General features: G+C 60.3%; 10 protein-coding genes. 7 read left to right on the top strand and 3 right to left on the bottom strand.

What is annotated here, in order from left to right; all coding sequences use genetic code 11:
* Positions 1 to 9: 9 nt before the first annotated feature.
* The 7 genes from UYS_RS0207100 to UYS_RS18435 all read left to right on the top strand — a co-directional run bounded on the left by UYS_RS0207100 (position 10) and on the right by UYS_RS18435 (position 18,102).
* Positions 10 to 5,265, top strand: a complete 5,256-nt coding sequence (locus tag UYS_RS0207100) for a DEAD/DEAH box helicase (protein ID WP_016854813.1) — start codon at positions 10 to 12, stop codon at positions 5,263 to 5,265.
* Between the two features lie 11 nt (positions 5,266 to 5,276).
* Entirely contained in the window at positions 5,277 to 8,105 is a 2,829-nt protein-coding gene (locus tag UYS_RS0207095) for a helicase-related protein (RefSeq protein WP_026068401.1), read from the top strand.
* Between the two features lie 29 nt (positions 8,106 to 8,134).
* Positions 8,135 to 12,361, top strand: a complete 4,227-nt coding sequence (locus tag UYS_RS17085) for an Eco57I restriction-modification methylase domain-containing protein (RefSeq protein ID WP_016854811.1) — start codon at positions 8,135 to 8,137, stop codon at positions 12,359 to 12,361.
* A complete protein-coding gene (locus UYS_RS0207085; RefSeq protein WP_016854810.1) occupies positions 12,358 to 15,006 on the top strand; it encodes an McrB family protein in 2,649 nt (882 codons plus the stop codon). Before UYS_RS17085 ends, UYS_RS0207085 begins: the two co-directional genes overlap by 4 nt.
* The gene (locus UYS_RS0207080) at positions 15,003 to 16,256 is read left to right on the top strand and encodes an McrC family protein (RefSeq protein ID WP_016854809.1); all 1,254 of its coding nucleotides are present in this window, start codon (positions 15,003 to 15,005) and stop codon (positions 16,254 to 16,256) included. The genes UYS_RS0207085 and UYS_RS0207080 overlap by 4 nt, the downstream gene beginning before the upstream one ends.
* Before the next feature lie 376 nt (positions 16,257 to 16,632).
* Positions 16,633 to 16,947, top strand: a complete 315-nt coding sequence (locus UYS_RS18440; RefSeq protein ID WP_156821570.1) for a hypothetical protein — start codon at positions 16,633 to 16,635, stop codon at positions 16,945 to 16,947.
* A gap of 195 nt (positions 16,948 to 17,142) precedes the next feature.
* Positions 17,143 to 18,102 carry a hypothetical protein gene (locus UYS_RS18435; RefSeq protein ID WP_156821569.1) on the top strand — a complete coding sequence of 320 codons (960 nt, stop codon included), beginning with the start codon at positions 17,143 to 17,145 and terminating at the stop codon, positions 18,100 to 18,102.
* A gap of 257 nt (positions 18,103 to 18,359) precedes the next feature.
* Here the strand turns inward: UYS_RS18435 and UYS_RS18430 are convergent, their stop codons facing one another.
* The 3 genes from UYS_RS18430 to UYS_RS18420 all read right to left on the bottom strand — a co-directional run.
* Positions 18,360 to 18,662, bottom strand: coding sequence for a hypothetical protein (locus UYS_RS18430; protein ID WP_156821568.1), 303 nt, complete (start codon positions 18,660 to 18,662; stop codon positions 18,360 to 18,362).
* The gene (locus tag UYS_RS18425; RefSeq protein WP_156821567.1) at positions 18,662 to 19,375 is read right to left on the bottom strand and encodes a hypothetical protein; all 714 of its coding nucleotides are present in this window, start codon (positions 19,373 to 19,375) and stop codon (positions 18,662 to 18,664) included. The genes UYS_RS18430 and UYS_RS18425 overlap by 1 nt, the downstream gene beginning before the upstream one ends.
* A gap of 573 nt (positions 19,376 to 19,948) precedes the next feature.
* Positions 19,949 to 22,403, bottom strand: a 2,455-nt coding sequence (locus tag UYS_RS18420) for a hypothetical protein (RefSeq protein ID WP_237738433.1), incomplete at its 5' end; no start/stop codon positions are given.

Raw genomic sequence — 22,403 nt, 5'->3', positions numbered from 1 at the left:
GGGGGACACATGGACGTTTTCGAGTTCAGGGATAAGCTGGTCAAGGATTACCGCGACTTTACCCGCTCCTTCATCCAGCCCAAGGCGGATGACATCAACACCTTCCTGGATGGGGAGTACGGGGGCGGCCGCTACTGGCCCTCTCCGCTCATCCAGATCAACCCCTCCTATGTCACCGAAGGGACAGTGGAATCGCTCGCCACTCAGGGCGTGCTACACCCACGCACCGCCGAGATTTTCCGCTTCGGCAAGAGTGAGACTTCACCTGGGGTGCCAGCATCACTCTACAAGCACCAGCGCCAGGCTATCGACTTCTGTTTGAAATTCGAGCCCTACGTGGTGACGACAGGTACCGGCTCAGGCAAGTCGCTCGCCTATTTCATACCGATGGTGGATGCCATCCTGAAGTCTAAAGAGGAGGACCCCACGCCTCGCATCCAGGCGATCGTCATCTACCCCATGAATGCCCTGGCCAACAGTCAGCGCGAGGAGCTGGAGAAATTCCTGGCTGATTTCCCCAGCGACGGCAAGCCTGTCACCTACGCCCGCTACACCGGCCAGGAGAGCCAGGAAGAGCGCGAACGGATCAAGGACAATCCGCCCGACATCATCCTCACCAACTACATGATGCTCGAGCTGCTGATGACGCGGCAGAACGAGCGCGACAAGGCGGTCATCCGCCACGCCGACGGCTTGCAGTTCCTCGTCCTAGACGAGCTGCACACCTACCGAGGTCGCCAGGGTGCCGATGTGGCCATGCTGGTTCGCCGGGTGCGGGAGCGCATGAACCCTGATCTAGTCTGCATCGGCACCTCGGCCACCATGGCCACCGACGGCAGCCGCGAGGATCGCCAGGCCAAGGTCGCCGAAGTGGCCAGCAAGCTGTTTGGCCAGAATGTCCCGGCCGGCAACATCATCGGTGAGACCCTTCAACGACAGATTCCCGGCGACATGCCCACGCAGGAGACGCTGTCTAAAGCCCTCACCATCCCGCTGAATGAAGCCGCCTCCTTCGAGGAGCTTCGCCAGCAACCGGTCGCCGCCTGGGTGGAGCTCACACTGGGTATCGTCTGGGAAGATGGCTGGGTGCGCGCCAAGCCCAAAACGCTTGAGGAAGCCGCCGGCTTGCTCGCCGAGACCTCTGGCCAGGCGCCAGACCACTGCCAGACCTACCTTGCACACTTCCTGCTGCTCGCCTACCGTGCGCGGGATATCAACGACAAGCCGCTGTTCGCCTTCCGCCTGCACCAGTTCATCTCGGGGGCCGGCAACCTCTATGCCACCCTGGAGGCGCCGGGGAAACGCTACCTGGACCTTCACGGCCAGCAGTTCGTGCCCGGGGACCGCGACCGTCGCTTCTATACCGTCCACTTCTGCCGCGGCTGCGGCCAAGAGTATTACCCGGTCTGGCACGACGCCTCTCCGGAGACCGGCGAGATGGGCTTCCAGCCACGCGATATCAAGGAGACCGCCAAGGGCGAGGAAGAGACCACCTACGGCTTCCTGATGCTCGGTCACTGGAACGAGGAGGAGTACCCCGAGAACTGGCTGGACTTCAAGAAGGACCCTCCAAAGCTCAAGCCCCACTACAAAAAGTACCGTCCTCAGGAGGTGCATGTGCTTCCTGACGGCACCCAGGGCCTGGAGGGAGAACGTGGCTTTTACATCCCTGGCGGGTTTCGCTTCTGCCTTTCCTGCGGACAGGCCCATACGGCCGGCCGCGACTGGACCCGACTCGGCTCGCTTTCCGCCGAGGGCCGCAGTTCCGCCACTACCACTCTGACGCTCTCTTCACTGCGCTACCTGCTGGGCGCCGATAATGACCTGGCCGACGAGGCCCGCAAGCTCCTCGGCTTCAGCGACAACCGACAGGATGCAGCCCTGCAGGCGGGCCACTTCAACGATTTCATGCAGATCCTGCTGGTGCGCGCCGGTATCCTCGCCTCCCTGAATGGTGGCAGCAATACCGAGCTCACCGATCAAGACCTGGCCCAGCACATCTTCAACTCCCTGGGCCTGAACAGCAGTGATCCCAAGGTGCGTGCCGACTTCCTGGAAAAACCCGATGTACGCGCGCCTCATGCACGCCGCGGCGCCGAAGAGGCCATGCGCAACGTGCTTGGCTACCGTGCCTATCACGACCTCCGCCGGGGCTGGCGCTACACCGTCCCCAACCTGGAGCAGGTCGGCCTGTTGAGGATCGAATACGGCGGACTCGATGAGCTCTCTGGGCTTCAGGAGTTCTGGGACAAGGCCCCGCCCATGTTGGCCAAGGCCGATCCCGAGGTACGCTTCCGGGTCACCAAGCTGGTACTCGACGTGCTGCGCAAGAATCTCTGCCTGCACACCCGCTACCTCGATCACGAGGAGCATGAGAAGTTCGTTAACGCGGCCTACACCCACCTGACCGAGAAGTGGCGCCCGGGTGATGTTCGCGATATGGCCAAGGCCAACTACGCCATCACCGGCCCGAGGCCCAAAAATCGTGAGTTCGATCTGGTTTCCCTCGGCAGTCGCTCGCGCCTGGCCCAGGAGCTTAAGAAACCGGGCATCTGGGGCAGTGCTCCCTTCACCCCGCTCGACGACAAGAACTGGCCCGAGCTGATTGACGCCATCCTCACTGCCCTCGAGGAATACGGTTTGGTGCAATCGGTGAAAATCGACGATGACAGCCAGCTCCAGGGCTACCAGCTGATCGGCGAAGCCTTGGTCTGGAAGCTTGGCTCGGGTGAGCCAGAGCGAGACCCGCTGGCGCCGGCGGCCAGCCAGAACCCCTACTTCACCGAACTCTACCAGGCCGTGGCCCAGAGCCTGACCCAGCAGCAGCAGGACTGGTTTCAGTTCATGGCCCATGAACACACCGCCCAGGTGGACCCAGAGGATCGCGAGGAGCGCGAGCGAGACTTCCGTACCGGCGATCTTCGTGTGATGTTCTGCTCGCCGACCATGGAACTGGGTGTCGATATCAGCTCGCTCAACACCGTATACCTGCGCAACGTGCCACCTACGCCGGCCAACTACGCCCAGCGCAGCGGGCGAGCCGGGCGCTCGGGGCAACCCGCTCTGGTCATCACCTATTGCGCCGCCCAGAGCCCCCACGACCAGTACTTCTTCCGTGAGCCGCGTCGCATGGTACACGGGCAGGTCACTCCCCCAATGCTCGACCTGGCCAACGAAGAGCTGGTAAGCAGTCATCTTTATGCTACCTGGCTCGCTGAAACCGGCGTCCGACTACCGTCGGCGATCAACGAGCTGATCGACGTCACCAAGGACAATCAGCCGCTGATGGAGGACTACCACCAGGATCTGAGCCGAGAGACCGTACTCAAGGGCGCCCAGCGACGAGGTGCTCACCTTATTCGGCTTCTCGGTGACGAGCTGGCACAGGCCCAAGGGGTCTGGCTCTCCAAGGAAGACTCGCTGGAGACGGCCGCTGCCCGTTGGGCTGAGGGTAAGCTCAACCAGGCCATGGCCACACTCGACGATTGTTTCGATCGCTGGCGCGAGCTCTATACCTCCACCCTCAGCCAGATCGAAGAAGCCTCTAAGCTGATGATGAATCCCGGCAGCAGCAAAAAGGAGCGCGAGGTCGCCAAGCGCCGCTTCGACGAAGGCTCCGTCCAGCTCAGCCTGCTCCAGGACAACAGCAGGCGCCAATCGGACTTCGAGACCTATCGCTACCTGGCCGGTCAAGGCTTCCTACCCGGTTATAACTTCCCGCGCCTGCCGCTGGCCGCCTTCATCCCCGGCACCCGCAAAGGGCGCCGGGAGAGCCACAGTCGAGTCCTCTCACGTCCGCGCTTCCTTGCCATCTCGGAGTTCGGCCCCCTAAGCCTGATCTACCACGAGGGGCAGCAGTATCGCGTCAAACGTGTGATCCTGGGGGCCGTGAAACAGCAGCAAATGAACGAAGCCAGATTGCCCGAACAGCAAGTCCGGCTATGCCCTAACTGCGGCTATGGGCACTTCAACGAGCAGCTCGACCTCGACCTCTGCGTGGCCTGCAGCACGCCTCTGGCCGAAGCCAAGCAGGTACATAACCTCTTCCGCATCGAGAACGTCGCCACCCGCCCCGTCACGCGGATCACCTGCGATGAGGAAGAACGCATGCGCCAGGGCTACGACCTGCGCACCACGCTCCAGTATCCTGAGGAGAATGGCCAGCTCAAGGTAGTCCGTAGCGAGATGCGCCAGGCCGATGACCTGCTCGCCGAGATGGAATATGCCCAGCAGGCGCACCTGTGGCGCATCAACCTGGGCTGGAAGAGGCGCAAGAACACCGCCATCGACGGTTTCATGATCGATCCCATCAACGGCAACTGGATCAAGGACGAAGAGCAGGAGGCCGACGACGACGATGCCGACCAGCCGGTCAACCAGCGCCAGCGAATCTCACCCTATGTGGCCGACCGGCGCAACGCCCTGGTGATACGCCCCAAGCTGGATATGTCACCCACCACCGCGGCCACTCTCCAATATGCCATCAAGCGGGGCATCGAGCTCAACTTCCAGCTCGAGGAGAGCGAGCTGATGGCCGAGCCGCTGCCCAGTCCCCTGGAGCGCAATGCCCTGCTTTTCTATGAGGCAGCGGAAGGGGGCGCCGGCGTGCTCACACGCCTGGCCACCGACCCCACGGCGTGGCAGAGTGTCGCCACAACCGCCCTTGAGTTGATGCACTGGCAACGCGCTGACGAGGCCATGCCCTGGCACCAGCAAGCCGTGTCGCAGTGGCACAACGTATCGGATGATTGCGAGGCGGGCTGCTATCGCTGCATCCTCAGCTACTTCAACCAGCCGGATCACACCCTGATCGACCGCCAGGATAAGGAAGCGCTGGCCTGGCTGGCACAGCTGACCGACCTCACCCTGGCCAGCGGTGCCGGCGGTCATGCCCCGGGCGACCAGAGCGACCGCCTTCGCCGCGCCAGCGGGAGCAGCCTGGAGCAGGCCTGGCTCGACGCCCTGAACACCCATCGCCTGCGCCAGCCAGATGCCGCCCAGCCCTATCTTGAGGCCTTTGGTGTGCGCCCTGATTTTGCCTATCGCGACAGCCGCGCGCTGATCTTCGTCGACGGCCCCCATCACGACAGCGCCGAGCGGCGCATGATCGATGAACGCCAGACCCGTGACCTCGAAGATGCCGGTTTCCTGGTGCTGCGCTTCCCGAAGGAGACCGCCCGCTGGCCTGCCCTCTTCGCCCGCCACCCGGACGTCTTCGGTGCCATGACGCCGTCTGATCACCCTACCTATGAGGAACAGCCCTGATGAATGCGCCCATGACGCGACCCGATTTCACGCCCGGCAGCATCGTCAAGGCTCGCGGACGCGAGTGGATAGTGCTTCCGGGGTCCAGCGACGAGGACCTCTACCTGCGCCCGTTGGGTAGCGGCGAAGAGGACCAAGTACGCCTACTGGCCGCCCTGGAGGCCGTGGAGCAGGCGCTCTTCCCCGCCCCTGATCCGGCTGAGGCTCGCCATGGTAGCCGTCAGTCTGGCCTGCTGCTGCGCGATGCGTTGCTGCTCAAGCTGCGCGCCGGTGCCGGCCCCTTCCGCGCCATCGGCAACCTTGCCTTCGAGCCCCGCGCCTACCAGCTGGTGCCGCTGCTAATGGCCCTGCGCCAGCAGGTGGTACGCCTGCTAATCGCAGACGACGTCGGCATCGGCAAGACCATCGAGGCAGGACTGATCGTGCGCGAACTGATCGACCGCGGCGAGATCAAGGGCTTCACCGTGCTCTGCCCACCGCACCTCTGCGAACAGTGGCAGGAAGAACTCGCCGAGAAGTTTCACCTACGTCCCGAGATCGTCAGTCGCCACAGCGCCGCTCGTCTCGAACGCAACTTGCTGCAGAGCGAGTCGATCTTCCAACGCTACCCCTACACTGTGGTCAGCCTCGATTACATCAAGTCCGATCGCCGCCGCGACGAGTTCTTGAATAGCTGCCCTGGCTTTGTCATCGTCGATGAGGCCCACACCTGCGTGCAGAGCAGCGCCCAGTCGCGCCATCAGCGCTACACCCTGCTGCGCGGCCTGGCGGAGGATGCCGACCGCCATTTGCTGCTGCTCACCGCCACCCCCCACAGCGGCGACGAGGAGGCCTTTCGCAATCTGTTGGGACTACTCGATCCCGCCTTCGCCCAGCTCGAGCGTCTCGACGACACCCGTAACCCCTTGCGCCAGCGCCTGGCCCACCACATGGTGCAGCGCCGCCGCCAGGACATTGCCGAGTGGCAGGACAACACCCAGTTCCCCGACCGCGAGGTGGGTGAAAGCGCCTACCGCATGCAGGGGGAGTGGCAGGCCCTGTTCCAGGACGTGGTGGACTATGCCCGGGAGCTGGTCGACCGCGCCGAATCCCTCGACCACTTCAGCCAGCGCCTGCACTGGTGGGCCGCCCTGGCGCTGCTGCGCTGCATCTCCTCTTCCCCGGCGGCGGCCGTTCGCACCCTGCAGAACCGCATTCACAACGCAGACAAGCAAGCCAGCGCGGCCGAGCTGGACGATCAGGCCAGCCGTACCATTCTCGACAGCAGCGACGACACCCAGGACGACTTGGAGCCCGGTGCACAGCTTGAGGACCGCCCGCTGCTGGAGAGCCTGATCGAACGTGCCGGGAATCTCCATGGGCCTGCCAAGGACCCCAAGCTCAAGCATCTGATCACCACGCTCAAGCCCGTCCTCGAAGAGGGCCATCGGCCGGTGGTGTTCTGTCGCTATATTGCCACCGCCCAGTATGTAGCCGACGAGCTGCAGAAGAAGTTCAAGTCGCATCGGGTGGCCTGCGTCACCGGCGAGCTGCATCCAGCCGAGCGCGAAGAGCAAGTTGAGGCCCTGGCCGATGAGGCAGAGGCGCCGATCCTAGTCGCCACCGACTGCCTCTCAGAGGGCATCAACCTTCAAGAGGTGTTTGATGCGGTGGTCCACTACGACCTGGCCTGGAACCCCACTCGCCATGAGCAGCGTGAAGGCCGCGTCGACCGCTTCGGTCAGCGCTCTCCCAAGGTCAAGGCGTTGATGCTCTACGGCGACAACAACCCGGTGGACGGTGCCGTACTGCGGGTGATCCTGCGCAAGGCCGAGGCCATCCGCAAGGCGCTCGGCGTCAGCGTGCCCATGCCGGAGGACGAGAACCGTGTCACTCAGGCCATCATGCAAACCGTACTGCTCACCCGCGGCACCGACAGCGGCATGAGCCAGATGGGCCTCGGCTTCGACGAGCCAATGGAAAGCGTCCACGAGCTGGATAGTCGCGTCGAGGTCGCCTGGGAAAGCGCACGCGAGAAGGCGCGTCGAAACCGCACCATCTTCGCCCAGCAGGCCATCCGGCCCGAGGCGGTACTGCCGGAGTGGCAGCGCATGCAGGAGGTGTTGGGCAGCCAGCAGGACGTGGAGCGTTTCGTTACCCAGGCCCTGGCCGCCCTGCGTGCCCCGCTGGAAAATAGCGACAGTCACCAGCGCCTGAGCTGGGACGCGCTCACCCGCTCCATCCGCGAGCGCCTGGAGAGCCACGGCATCCAGCACCTGGACGCCATCGGCTTCGCCTTGCCGCTACCCCGCGGCGTCAGCTATATCCATCGCAGCCACCCGCTGGTCACCGTGCTGGCCGACGAACTGGCCGAACGCGCGCTGGACGAGAACGGCAGCGATGCGGATCGCCCCGCTCGCCGTGCTGGCGCCGTTACGACCTCTGCTGTCTCCCAGCGCGTGATCGTCGCCCTGTTGCGCCTACGCACCAACCTCACCCTGGTACGCGAAGGCAATCGCCGCGAAATGCTCGCCGAGGAGGCCGTCACCGTGGTGCTGGAGGGCAACCAGCCACCCCGCGCCCTCCCCACCCAGGAAGCGGTGAACTGGTTCACCCATGAAGCCACCCAGAACACTTCTCCCGAGGTACGAGAACGTGCCGTGCAGACGGCACTGGAACGCCTGTCGAGCCACCAGGAGGTGCTGGATGAGATTGGCCGCGAGCACGGCCGCAAGCTGCTGCAGGATCACCGCCGCGTGCGCGACTCCGAGCGTGACGGCCGCGGAACCTTCGAGGTCAAGCCGCAGCTGCCCGCCGACGTACTGGGCGTCTATGTGCTGATGCCGGAGGCAGGATTTTGAGACACGCTGATAATCAACAAGGAGCCGGCATGAACCGCAGGGACGCCGCTCAGGACACGCTCTTCCGCCTGGAAGGTGGGCTGCTGCCCGCCGATCTGCTCAACCAGCTCGATGCACTACAGCTCCCCGGCCAGCAGCCCAGCGATTACGCCATCCCCAAGGGGCTCACGCTGCGCGACGAAATCGGCCGCTACTGGCGTATCGCCCAGGCCCAGTGGGCCAGCTTCAACGGCAAGCGCCAACGCGAGGATCTTTCCGACCCCACCGCCACCGCCCAGAGCTGGATGGAAAGCCTGCTCACCCAGGTCTTCGGATTCAGCGACCTGACCGAGGCCGGCCACGCCCGGGTGATCGGCGAGCGCCACTTCCCCATCACTCACTACGCCTTTGATGGTGCCGTGCCGCTGGTGCTCTGCACGCCCAAGCATGATGCTATGGACGAGCGCCTGCCGCGCTTCGGTCACGAGGGTCGGCGGCGCAGCCCCACCGGCCTGCTGCAGGAGTACCTCAACGCCAGCGACGAGGTCCACTGGGGGCTGGTCAGCGACGGTCAGCGGCTGCGCATCCTGCGTGACAACCCCTCCATGACCCGGCCCGCCTTCGTCGAAATCGACCTGGCCAGCCTGTTCACTGAGGAGCGCCTGCCCGAGTTCCGCCGGCTGTGGCTACTGCTGCACGCCAGCCGCTTCGCACCCCACGAGCTGGATGGCAACCCCTCCTGCTGGTTGGAGCTGTGGCGGGAAGAGGCCGAGGAGCAGGGAGAGCGCCTGCTCGACAAGCTTCGCCTGGGCGTTACCGAAGCCCTGAAGGCGCTGGGCGATGGCTTCCTCGCCCACCCCGAGAACGACGCCCTGCGCCAGCGTTTCATCGAGGGCAAGCTGGACGCTCATGCTTACTACCAGGAGCTCTTGCGCCTGGTCTACCGGCTGCTGTTCCTGCTGCGCGCCGAGGCCCGCGACCTGCTCCACCCGGCGGGTAGTGACCCGCTAGCCTGTGAGCGCTACCGCGAGGGCTACAGCCTGGAGCTGCTGCGCCAGGCGGCACGCAAGGCCCACCGCTTCGAGCCTCGCCACCATGACCTCTGGCTGACGCTCCAGCAGACCCTTGCAGGCCTGGCCGGCGGGCAGCCACTGCTGGCGCTGCCGGCCCTGGGCGGGCTCTTCGATGCCGCGCAGTGTCCCAATCTGGATGCCGCACTGATCGACAACCGCTCGCTGCTCAATGCGATGCGCGCCCTCACCTGGCATCGAAGCGACGTCCGCCGTGGCCTGGTCGCCACCGACTACGCCAACATGGACGCCGAGGAACTGGGCAGCGTCTATGAAGCCCTCCTCGAGCTGGTGCCCGCCGTCAGCCATATACCCTGGCAGTTCCGCTTTGTGGGGCTCGATGATGGCGATACCACCGCAGGCAACCTGCGCAAGCTCACCGGCTCCTACTACACCCCGGACGTGCTGGTACAGTCACTGATCGACACCGCCTTGAAGCCGGTGATCCGCCAGCGCCTGGAAGAGCACCGCGAACAGCCGCGCCAGGCCTTGCTTGCGCTGCGCATCGTCGACCCAGCCTGTGGCTCCGGGCACTTCCTGCTCGCCGCCACCCGTACTCTGGCCCGGGAAATCGCGCGCCTGGATGCCGAGGACAACGAGCCCACCCCAGAGCAGTTCCAGCACGCCCTGCGCGAGGTCGCCCAGCACTGCATCTTCGGGGTGGACGTCAACCCCATGGCGGTGGAGCTCTGCCGCACCGCCCTCTGGATGGAGGCGCTCGAACCCGGCAAGCCACTCACCTTCCTGGACAGCCATATCCAGCCTGGCAACGCCCTGATCGGCGTCTTCGACCCGACAGTTCTGGAGAGTGGCATTCCTAATGAGGCTTTTAAGCCCTTAGAAGGTGAGGACGACGAACTGCTCAAGGAACTGCGCAAGCGCAACAAGGCTATGGCCGACACCCTAGCCGTGGACCTGCGCATCAACACCCGGCAGATGGCCGAGGTGGAGGAGCTACCGGAAGAGTCGCTGGCCGATATCGCCGAGAAGCGACACCAGTGGGAGGCCACTCAGGAGAGTCCCGAGGCCCGTCGCGCCCGCCTGCTGCAGGACCTCTGGACCGCCGCCTTCTTCATCCCCAAGACCGAACACCTGAAGGATCACATCGTCACAAACGAAGTGCTGATGGCCGCTAACCGTGACGAGCTCGATCCGCAGATCGAGGCCGAGGTGCGCCTGCGCGCCGAGCAGAACCGCTTCTTCCACTGGCGGCTGCAGTTCCCGGAAGTCTTCGAGCGCGAATCCCCTGGCTTCGATGTGGTGCTGGGCAACCCGCCGTGGGAGGTTTCCCAACTTTCGGAGGAAGAATTCTTCGCCGCCCGTGACCCGGATGTTGCAGGCCTCGCCGGCGACACGCGTAAGCAGGCTATTAGGAGCTTGAAGGAGAGCAATCCCGCACTCCACGCAGAGTATGAAAGTACACGATTCGCCCTCGCCGCCGCCAATCGCTTCTATCGCGGAAGTGGCCGCTTTGCCCTTACGGCGCACGGCAAGCTCAACCTATACCCACTATTTTCAGAGCTGGCTCTTGGTCTATATAGCCAGCAAGGGCGAGCCGGCATTGTGGTGCAGCGAGGCATCGCCACAGATGATTCCAACAAGTTGTTCTTTCAAAGAATAATTGAGGGACAATACCTATCGTCTCTGCTCGACATCGAAAATCGCGAGAAGATGTTCAAGCGAGTCGACTCCCGCTACACCTTCTGCCTACTGACGCTCGCACATGACATTCTGGAAGCAGAGCTACTCTTCTATGCCACCAATGAAGCCGACCTCACGGATGAATCACGTCGCATTCACCTCGAGCCAGGCGACTTCTTAAGGATCAACCCCAACACACTGACCACCCCCACCTTCCGCGCCGACAGGGACGCTCAGATCACACGAGGAATCTACAAGCGAGTTCCGGTATTTGAGCGTGAAAAAGATCCAATCAGCAACCCTTGGGGGGTCAATATCAAGCAGGGACTGTTTAATATGACTTCAGCCAGTCACCTTTTTATAAGGTATGACAAGCTGAATACTTCTGGTGCTCAGCTAGAGGGCAATCAGTTCCACCTTGTAAGCCAACGCTACCTGCCACTGTACGAAGCCAAGATGGTTCATCATTACGACCATCGCTTCGCCACTTACGATACCGATGGCGAGACGATCCGCGACACCACGGAAACCGAGAAGGCCGACCCGGACTTCGCCCCGCTGCCCCGCTACTGGGTCAACGAGTGGGAGGTGGTGCTTCGCACCGCCGATGTGCCCCAGGACCTGCTCAAGGGCCTGAAGAAGGAGGATGGCGACAAGCTGGAGAGGGCCCTGCGCACCTGGCTCGCCGGCCTGCTGCTGGTGCGTGGCGAGACCGACTACGCCTCGCGCCTGCTCGGCCAGCAGGTCGTCAAGCAAGGGAACACCGCCAGCCTTTTCGACAAGGCCGAAGAGACCAGGGCCGGCCTCGCCGCTCGCGAGCTGGCCGAGGCTCATCCAATGTCCGATGAGCAGCTCGGCGAATGGCTGGGACGCTTCGAGGGCGGTGAAGATCGCTTCGCGCTGGTGGAGGACCTGCTACTCGGTCGCTGCCCCCACTACTTACTGAGCTTCCGCGATATCTGCCGCTCTACTGATGAGCGCACCACGATTGATAGTCTCATCCCGCTATCAGCCGTCGGCAACAACCTCCCATTGTGCATTCTACCAGTAGCAACCGGAGCACGACTGACGGCTGCCTTGCAGGCCAATCTGACCTCGCTTGTGTTCGACTTCGTTGCCCGACACAAGGTGGGCGGCACCCATATGAACTTCTTCATCATCAAGCAGCTCCCGGTTTTGCCGCCCGAGGCTTACGACAAAGAATCCCTCGACTACATCGTCCCGCGGGTTCTGGAGCTGACCTACACCAGCCACGACCTGGCGCCCTTCGCCCGCGACCTCGGCTACGAGTGCGCACCCTTCGGGTGGGATTCGGAACGCCGCCACCAGCTGCGCTGCGAGCTCGACGCTTACTACGCCCACCTCTACGGCCTCACCCGCGACGAGCTGCGCTATATCCTCGACCCCGCTGACGTCATGGGCCCCGACTACCCCTCAGTCACCTTCCCCGGCCTCAAGCGGAAGGAGATTGCCGAGTTCGGCGAATACCGCACCCAGCGCCGGGTTCTGGAGGCATTTGATGCGCTGGCCGAACAGTTTGCGAACGACAAGGAAGCCTTCGCATGAGCCGCTATAGCCACAAGCACGAAACCACGCACCTGCTGGCCGCCGCCCAGCGTTGGAAGGAAACCTGCCTCCTTCATGACGGCAGCCTATTCAGCGATAAGAGGCTCTGGACACACGAAAATCTCGAGGAGCTGGATCGCCACTTCACCCAGAACCCCATCGAAGGCGGCGACAGCTACGTTCACAAGCTGTCACTGCAGCTGGCCGACAGCTCTCCCACTGCCATTCAGTTAATGGCGGAGCTCAACTGGCTGCTGCTGCTCTTCTCGAGCAACATCAAGCCCGACACCAAGCGCCGCATGGTGAAGGAGATCTGGGAGCTGAGTGGGGAAGCGTTCCCCGAGTCGGCGCCGGGTCTCGATGATGAAAGCCTCGGAGGCGTGGGCAGCACCGGCACCGGCTTCAATACTCACCGCTGGCGCGAGCTGGTCTTCCTGATCGACCTGATGAGTGCCTTCAAGTCGCTCCCAACTGACCAGCAGCAGCACCAGGCAGAAGATCCATGGGGCTTCGCCGACTGGATGGGCTCCGTGCGCCGCGACGGCATCCGCCAGCTGCCCCATATCCTCAACTACCTGCTCTTCCCGGACAACTTCGAGTACATCTCCGTCAGCCTCGACAAGGAGAAGATCCTGGAGGCCTTCGAGGGACTCTCAAAGCGCCGGCTCCGCCAACTCTCGGAACGTGAGGTCGACCAGGCACTACTGGCCTTGCGCCAGCGACTGGAGGAAGAGCACGGCACTGAAGTGGACTTCTATGACACTCCCTGGCTGGAGCAGTGGCGCCCGACTCCTGGAACCTGGCTGATGGCCTGGAATCCGAAGCACTGGCCCTGGAGGTCCTATCAGGACGACCGCCTGAAGATCGCCAGCGGCGAGAACGTCACCCTGCCCTGGCGCACCGCTTCCACTCAGCCCCGCGAGGGCGACACCTTCTACCTGGTGCGCGTGGGACAGGAGCCTCGCGGATTGATCGCCCGGGGCAACATCGCCTCGGCCCCGTACGAGGATGGGCATTACAACCCCGACCGCGCAGCCAACGGCGAGACGGCTCGCTTCGTCGATATCACCCTGACCGACCTGCGCGACCCCGACGTGGACGCCTACATCAGCATGGCCGACCTCCAGGTCGGCAGCCCCGATGATCAGAACTGGTCCCCCCAGGGCTCCGGCATCGAGATCAAGTCACTCTCAGCCAAGCTGGTCGGCAAGTTATGGGAGAAGCTGCCACCCGTGAAGGTCTCCACCGCCAAGGCCGACACCCCCAGGCAACAAGCCATCCAGATCACCCGGCCGATCAACACGATCTTCTATGGGCCTCCCGGCACCGGCAAGACCTACCACCTGCGTACCCATCTGATGCCCCTCTACGAGAGTGAGGCAAAGCGGGCGCCTACCGGGGAGTGGCTGGAGGAGCAGTTGGTGAGCACCGCCTGGTGGGAAGCCATCGCGCTGGCACTGGCAGACCTGGGCGGGAACGCCAGCGTCAATCAGCTGCTCATCCATCCCTACTTCAAGGCTAAGGCACGAGTGCAGGGGCGGGCAAACAATCCGCACCTGCGCCAGACCTGCTGGGGTGCCCTCCAGCAGCACTCGGTGCTGGAATCGGACACGGTGAAGACCGCGCCCGAGAAGCGCATCTCACCGCTGATTTTCGACAAACAGCATGGCGGCCGCTGGATCCTGACCGGCGAGTGGGAGGAAACCGGCGAAGAGCTGCGCGAGAAACTCACTCAGCTCAAGCAAGGCCCTGCCAGTGATGACGCCCGCATCAGACGCCACCTAACGGTGACCTTCCATCAGTCCTACAGCTACGAAGACTTCGTCGAGGGCATCCGGCCACAGACCACCGAAGACGGCGGCATCAGCTATGAAGTACGAGATGGGCTATTCAAGGCGTTCTGCCAACGGGCCAGCCAGGACCCTCACCAGCGCTACGCAATATTCATAGACGAGATCAACCGCGGCAACATCTCGCGCATCTTCGGTGAGCTGATCACCCTCATCGAGGCCGACAAGCGCGCCTGGTGGGACGAGGACGGCCAGCTGGTCGAGGGCATCGAGCTGGTGCTGCCCTACTCCAGTGAGCGCTTCGGGGTGCCCAAGAATCTCGATATCTACGCCACCATGAACACCGCCGACCGCTCCATCGCCTTGATGGATGCCGCGCTGCGCCGGCGTTTCCACTTCCAGGAACTGATGCCGGAACCCAAGCGAATACCTGGCAGCCAGGGGGACGGCTACATCCCCGACGGCGAAGGCGGGCTTCTAAACCTGCGCGTCCTGCTGGAGGCGATCAACCTGCGCCTGCGCTACCTGCTACACCGCGACCAGACCTTCGGCCACGCCTACTTCACCGAGGTGAAGGACCTCGAGGCCCTGCGTCGGGTGATGGTTTACGACATCATCCCCATGCTTGCGGAGTACTTCTATGACGACTGGCAGCAGATCCGCCGCGTTCTGGCAGACGAAGGGGCCGATGTGGAACAGCAGCTGATCACCGCCGAGACCCTAGATCCGGCCCGCCTCTTCCCCGGCAGCGACGACCTGCTCCCCGAACGGCCCGACTACCAGGTCAAGGCGCCGGGAGAGATCAGCGCCGACGCCATCAAGAAGATCTACGAGTCGCTGGAAGCCGAGGCATGAGGCAACTCACCGCCTACGAACACGGATGGCTGGAGGTCGGCGAGGATCGTGAACTGGCACCACACGAAGCGGAGGCCCTGGCCTCCGCTGAAAGCTTGCTGCCAGCTGGGTGCCTGCAGTGGGGTCATCGGCGAGTCAAGTTCACCCAGTTCTGCGGGGTGGTGCAGGTGGGCGGCCTCCAGGTGGAGGTGCTGCCCAAGCTCACGCCCTACCAGACCGAAGCCCAGCAGCGAGATACCCTGCTAACCATGCTGGCTTGCGCCGGTGACCTGGAGGCAGTCGATACGCTCGGCGCCGGGCTGGCCACCAGTCGCACCACCCTGCTTGATCTCTTCATCCGCCACTTCGCGCACCTGCTGGAGCGACAGCTGCAGCAGGGGCTGCTGCGCGACTACCAGGATATCGACGACACTCTGGACCAGGTGCGCGGCCGCATCGACCTGGTGCGCCAGCAGCGCGAAAACCTCTTCAAGCCCCAGCGTCTGGCCTGCCGCTATAGCGAGCTGGTTGCCGACATACCGGTCAACCGGCTGTTGCACTCCGCGCTGCGGCTTGTGATCTCACTTGCCACCAGCCCCCTGCTCGCCCAGCAGCTCCACGCCCTGCGCATGCGCTTCAGCGGGGTCGGTACCCTGGCACCCCACGAGCGTGGCCCCACGGCCGAGCAGCTCAACCGGATGCAGAGCCGCTTCGCCCCGCTGGTGGCGCTGGCCCACCTCTTCCTGGATGGCCAGTTCCTGGATGCCCGCTCGGGGAGCCAGCAGGCCTTCAGTCTGCTGTTCGACATGAACCGGCTCTTCGAGCGCTACACCGCCTCCCGACTGCGTCCGCTGGCGCGAAGGCAGGGGCTCAAGCTAATGGAGCAGGGTCCGCGGCGCTATCTGGGTCACGAGGAGAACGGCCGCGGCCGGCTCCTTATGCGGCCGGATATCAGCCTGCTGGACGAATCCCGGCGGCCGGTGATCATCCTGGACACCAAGTGGAAACGCATCGAGGGGCCCGACCCACTGGCTGCACTCTCCGCGGCGGATCTCTACCAGCTGAGCGCTTATGCCACAGCCTATAGCTGCGGGTCGGTGGTGTTGCTCTACCCTGAACAAGCGCACCTCCGGGCCGGTCAGCGCCATACCATGACCCTCGCTGGTTCGGGTGCCAGGCTGACACTTGCCGGCATACCACTGGATGGCACAGCCATCGGAAGTGAGCTGAACCCGATAATCAGCACGAAGCATCCTTCCAGACCGCCCTAGGACGCTCCCAAGGGCGTTTTCTTTCGATGTAGAAATTTCTCTACCCCAGGCAGGAAAACGCTCAGAGCGTGATTCCGGGCGAGAGGGTGTGGCAGCGTATCAAAGCGTCAGTTAGCCTGTTACCGAGCTCAAGAAGACAGCCGGAAGGAGCAAAGGGAATGGATAACAGCCAACTGCCAGACCGCCATCGCTGGGATGGATGAGTGACGTTCGCATGGTTCATGGTGGCGCTCGCCTTGTTAATCGGGTTGATGATGATAGGGACCGGAGGCATAGTCGAAGTGCCGAGACGAGCTACCGTGGGGACGTCACCTGGGCGGAACAGACCAACTACATCGTTCGGGGTGCTGCACTTGGCCCAGTCATCGGTGCAGCCATGCTCGTGGCCATCTTCAGCATCCTCAACAGCACTTACCAGAACAGCTGCGACATGCTTCGCATCACGGCTGGTCATGCACCGGCACCTTCCGCCTTTACCAAGAGCGGATCAGCGCCTGCGCCTGCAAGTGACGAGGCCGAGGAAACATCCGCCAGTGTCATCCCAGAAAAAGTGGCTCCTCATGGTGCTGTCGTCTATGAAATTCTCACCACATCGCCCTTCTATCGGCTTTTGCAGCCTGGGTATTCCATCGTGAGCGTCAACGGCATGATGGTTGAAAATGAAACTGAGGTTAAGGACGCCGCCAGGTAAGGGCAAGAATAAAATCGAGTTCGCGGACCAGGACGGCAAGGAATACTCGATCAAACTCAGTCTCAACCCTGAGGACTTCGGCGTATCCTTCGTGCAACGTAGAGAAATCATCTGAGCTTAAAGGGCTGGGCTTCCAAGCCAACCTGAACATTGAAGTTGAAAAAATGAAAATCGTTAGTAAGGATAAGTGGCAACATGAATATAAATCATAAATACCGCAGGCTTCACAAATATAACCACGGAGGCTCAGATACGGTTACAAAAATAGAAAAGGGAAAGACATTTCACGTTATTGAGGGGCGTAATGCCTGGCACTCTACGTGGGTAGTAACATACCAAGCCAACAGCTTTTACAGTTCGCTTCCCGCAGCAAAAGAATATGCAGAATCCATTAGGAAAAGCGGCAGTGTATTTACTGTTGTCGAAAGACCATGCTTGATCATCCGAAGCCAAAAAAAGACAACTATTGTAACTGAACTGAATCACGACACCCCTTTGGCCAGTCACATACTAGGCAGGGATCTTGAAAGTATCCCTAAGCATACAATAGAAGACTACAGGGAAAGAAGCCTCTTCCTTCCCGATTTCATTAAGGGCTTCATGCACACAAGCTTTGGCTGGGATAGGAAAATTACTGAAAAAAACTTATTAATAATGCAACATGAAAACCCCAGGATAAAAATAAATAGATTGAATGAACCTCTTAAGGCAACGAGGTCCAAATCCCATGGAGGCGACTACTTTTTATCCTGGCACGAAAACAACATCAACACTTCCAATAAGCCAGTATCAAGACTTTCCGAGAATATCGCCCACCTACTGAGCGAAGACTTTACTCCAAAAGAAAACATAAAAAGCATTGATGTAGAAAATGAAAAAAGGCTTCGCCTCCTTAAAGCGAAAACCTCTGAGTTTTTGGGAAAGAAAGCAAACCTAAAAGAGGAAGATAGAAACCACTTGTCAGACTTGTTTGTTGAAGAGATAAAAGAGGCTTATACGGACCAAGCTATATTATCAGCTGACGAGAATGACATATTAGCCTTGTCTTGGGAGTGGACTAAAAGCCTTAGCAACTTTTCCCCTGAAGACAGAAAGAGAATATTAATCAGCGAGGCATTGAAAAATAGCTTTATGCCATTCTTTCGCTACCGCTAAGGGTTCATAATATGAATAAAGCCCCGAGGCAGAGTGGAGGACACCTTATTTCAGTACTCAGGGGACTTTTTGCATCGGTACTGACACAGGTCATTGGGTACGCGGCACCCGGGCATGAAGGTAGCAGTGGTGCTGGAAAACGTTCAGGTTCCGCCAGGTCCTAACGGCGAAGCATGGGCCGAGCAGGCCTTGCCGCACTTCGGCCAGGGATAGAGGCTGCCTCGCCCAAGGCGAGGCAGAACACTTTCAGGTACTCGCTAGCGCTGAGTTTTTTTGCGTTGCGCTCGCTCTCGTCTACGCTGATAAAAAGAAACAGACAGTTCTAGTCGAGCAGCCAGCTCTCTCAAAGTCGGCTGACGACCCAGCTGTCTACTGAGCTCTTCACCAAAGCGATGACGTGCAATAAAGAGCCAATTTAATGCATGCTGGCGCTGGAAAGGAGACAGGGTTTCTGAAATTTCTGGATCACCCGCCGCGATGATTAGTCCAGGGAATCCGTACTCCTCCTCCAAGTCAGTGACCTCTTTAATCTGTTCGGCTGTAAAATCGGAAATACTCATTATCCTACTCGCTCCCTTTCCTTTTGAGCATGGATCTTTTGAACCTCCTCGCGGCGCTCAGCCAGCCAGTCTGACTCGGCCTGGGCCTTCTCGGCATACTCTGCGGACAAAGCCTCCAACTCATCGTCGGTCATGCCGCCCTCGGGCTCGACTGGTTCGGCATAGGCCAGCTCGGCGCGAGTACGCTGCTTGACACTGAAAGTAGCCTCGATACCGGCACGCTCAAACAGCTCGGCCGTCTCTGCAGCAGTCATGCCCTCATTGCTGGCTTTATCAAGTAGCTGGCTAACCTGACCGGCTACATAAGCCGGGGTAGCAGCCAACCGCTCCTTTTCACTTACCAAAGCGCTGATTCTCCCCATTGACCTATCAATCAACTGCTCAAAATCTGGCCTCTCTCTGGTAGCGACGGTGCTGTTCGAGTCTGACCGAATTGAAGTCAACGTATAGTCATTATGAACCAGCTCAGAGTACTCAAGCTTGGCATCCCAACGAGCTTTCTCCTGCAGTAAGGAGTGAAGCCTTGCCTCCTCAAGCTGAATCAGTCCCTCTAGGCGATCTGGGGCTGGTGCTTCAGGGGTTATGCGCTCAATTATTTCTGGGGGATGATATCGGGAATAGGCACCGTGCTTTCGCGCTCTTTGATTACCAGGTCCTGCTGGCATGAGATTGGCAAGGCTTGCAGGGTGCTCTCCTCGATGATTCTTCTTCATACGTCGACCTTTACTCATACCGACACCTCACATTTATGCACTCACTTCCACTAGGACCTGATATGGAATCATCACAACAGCTGACAGTTCCATAGGGTTCAGAATCGAGAGCAATCTGAAGATCCTCCTGAACAAGCGCGGCAAGCTCAATAATTCTTTCAGCCAATGAGCATATCACTCCACTCTCGCTTGAAAGTAGGTAGCCTGCGAGATCCTGGATGGTCTCTGCACGACCTTGCTGAATCTCTATTGACTTGTTCATAATCTCACTTTACCCCAAAATTTGGATTGTACGTTTCTAGTTTCAAATGTTTCAAGAATGGCCATCCACAAATCACCTAACTGGCAGTAAAAAGCATGGTCATAGCAGATCAATCACGATAAAAACCCACAAAAGTCTGAATTAAAACAATAGCTTGATTGAAGATTCGCCAGATCGGTGGCTCTGGTGGCTCTGGTTGGTTATACTCACCCTTACATACAGAAGGCATCTTTATTTCTTGAGTTACCTATGCCATTGCGGCGGGAAATAGACTCTCCAGAACAACCAAAGCAACCACGCTGGGCTAATTATTACTGAACCTCTTCAACAATCCACAACGAAACACCACCCCGACCATCACGACGCCGCAAGCGCTTTCCGTTGACCACACGATCAGCTCTAAATTTGAGAACATTCCCCACTGCACGAGCAGTCAGTAGCTTGGCTTTCCGAAACTCTGTTATGACTTCAGCAAGTGCTTGCCTTTTCTCAGAGTAGTGGAAATCGCTTAACCGGGGGTCGTGAAAATCATCATGGATCTTCTTGACGTCTTTCGCGGAAAAAGGCTCACTGCCAAATACATCTGAGAGTGAGCACAACAGCGAGTCCAACTGCTCCTGCTCAGGATCAGCCGCCTGGGCTGCACTTACCGCTTCCATCGGGTCAGCATATTCTCCCTTCGGATCAAAGCGATTTGCTACCCATGCCACTGTCTGCCTTACCATGGAGTCCCATTCTTCAAAGCTCGCCATGCTCCCAAGAGCTGGTGAATCACCAGACATCAGCCAGCCGCGAATAATCGTCAGCGCGTCGACAATCATACCTTGGCGATGCTGCTGGCAGTACGATTCAGGGTCTAGATCAAACTGGCGGGCGAAAGGGCTATCTGTTTCGGGATCTATGCGGCACTTGAGGATGCGTCGCGGCAAATCACCGGCCAAGGTAAGGTTGTTTCCCGTCAGCAACCACATCGCTTTATTGGGAATATTAACGCTCCCCGTCTTGCCCAAAATTCGGTCGCTATACTGTTGAGAGGTCAGGGCACCAGCCAGTGCGGCGCTATCGAATACGCCAATTACGTTATCCCAAACCACAGCACGAGTACCAGTCATCAAGATGGTCATAATACGCTTACGGATCTCTTCATCGTCGCGTGCGTGAGTATGCGGCCATATAGTTGGGACCTCTCCAAGCGCCAAGACAGCCACGCACTTGGCTAGAAGGGTTTTACCGCTACCTTGGGCAGGTGCATCAAAACCAATTGCTGGCGCAGTAGGTAGTATGGGGCGCACAGCTGCGGTCAGTACTGCAGCAAACAATATCCCTCTATCTACAGGAGCCACTAGAGGGAAGTCAGCAAAAGGCCTCATCAAACGTTCTAAAGCTTCTTCTACCTGCTGCTCTGTCGGCTGCATAGGCACCGGGCGGCTTACGTCACTGTCGATTTCCAGTAGAAGGCCAGTTGTTTCGTCAAATCCCGGGCGGTCTAGCAACGAGCCATCCAAGCGCAAGGTGGGCGCCGTGATAATGGCTTTAAGGCTTTTCAAGACACGGCGTTCGCCAAGCGACAATAGCATCTTAGCTACGCTGACCGGTGGGTCCTCCAGAACCTCAACTCTGTCGTCATTCCTCAGCTTTTGCCAACGCCAGAATTGAGTCGCTCCCCCAAGCCAATGCTTTAGGGCATGTTCATCCAAAGGGTAGATGCTCCCTCCCATCGCAGTCACCAACGGGCCGCCAAAGTCAAAGATGTCCGGTGCTCGGCGCATGATGCCCAGCACCTGCTCGACAACATCCACGGTGCGCCCTTTGACAAGCTCCACGTAGGCGGGCGGCCTATTCAGCTTAAATGTCTTGCCACCATGCGCGAAGGAAAACAGGATCGGGCGGGCTCCCATCAAGTACAGCTTGCCCACTATCTTACTGTTCTGATATTCAGGCTCGACGGGATCCAACGTTAGGGTATTGTGGTAGCGCGCGGGGTTATCCAGTACCTGCCCAACGGTCACACGATGTTGGACACCAGCATCGTCCACCAGAGTGATGGTGAAGTCCCCAGCCAATACACCATGACTTAAAACCCGGCGCACAGTTTCCCGGCTGCGTTCCAATACCTCGTCATCAGCGTCACTGCCAGCCATTTCATTGGCACGGGTTTCGATATAGTCGGCTCGTATCAGATCGGCCTCAGGCTTGGCATCCAGCATGGCAGCCGCGCGATTTTTCTCAGCAGCGGCCAAGGTGCCTGGATCCGGATCTGGGATTATTGTCTGGGTATCCAGCAAGACCACGGGACCGCCAACCGATACCGGCTCTCCGCGGTGCTGCTCCAGTGGCGCGATACATTCAGCGCCAGCGGCAAAGTCCAGACGATTGGCCTGCCAGACGCTGGCATCCAGCAAGGTACGTTTGAGCCGTTGCCCGGCCGCGCCCACCTCTACCCAACCGTCACCAGCAGCCCATAAGTAGGTCTGCAGAGCTTTACCGGCCCGTTCTATGTCCCGCGCATCACGAGCCACCCAATACAATCGTTGACCACGTAACCCGGTTAAATCGGCGCCTGTTTCCGTGTTCACAATATGGCTAGACGATGACGGCCACCACAACCCTGCCACCTCAGCCAGTGCTGGCACGGCGGCATACAGTCGCGCCAGCAAGACTTCACGGGATTGCGCCTCGCCGTCATCATCAGCGGGGTCATGATCAGCCATCATCACACCAGCTCCAGCAGGCCACGAAAAGTGCTCCTTGGTGCGCGGGACAGGG

Origin of the sequence: Halomonas smyrnensis AAD6, from assembly GCF_000265245.1 — a bacterium.
Classification (GTDB): Bacteria; Pseudomonadota; Gammaproteobacteria; order Pseudomonadales; family Halomonadaceae; genus Halomonas; species Halomonas smyrnensis.
Note: the sequence above shows the minus strand (reverse complement) of the source record. Positions and strands in the feature narration are given on the sequence as shown.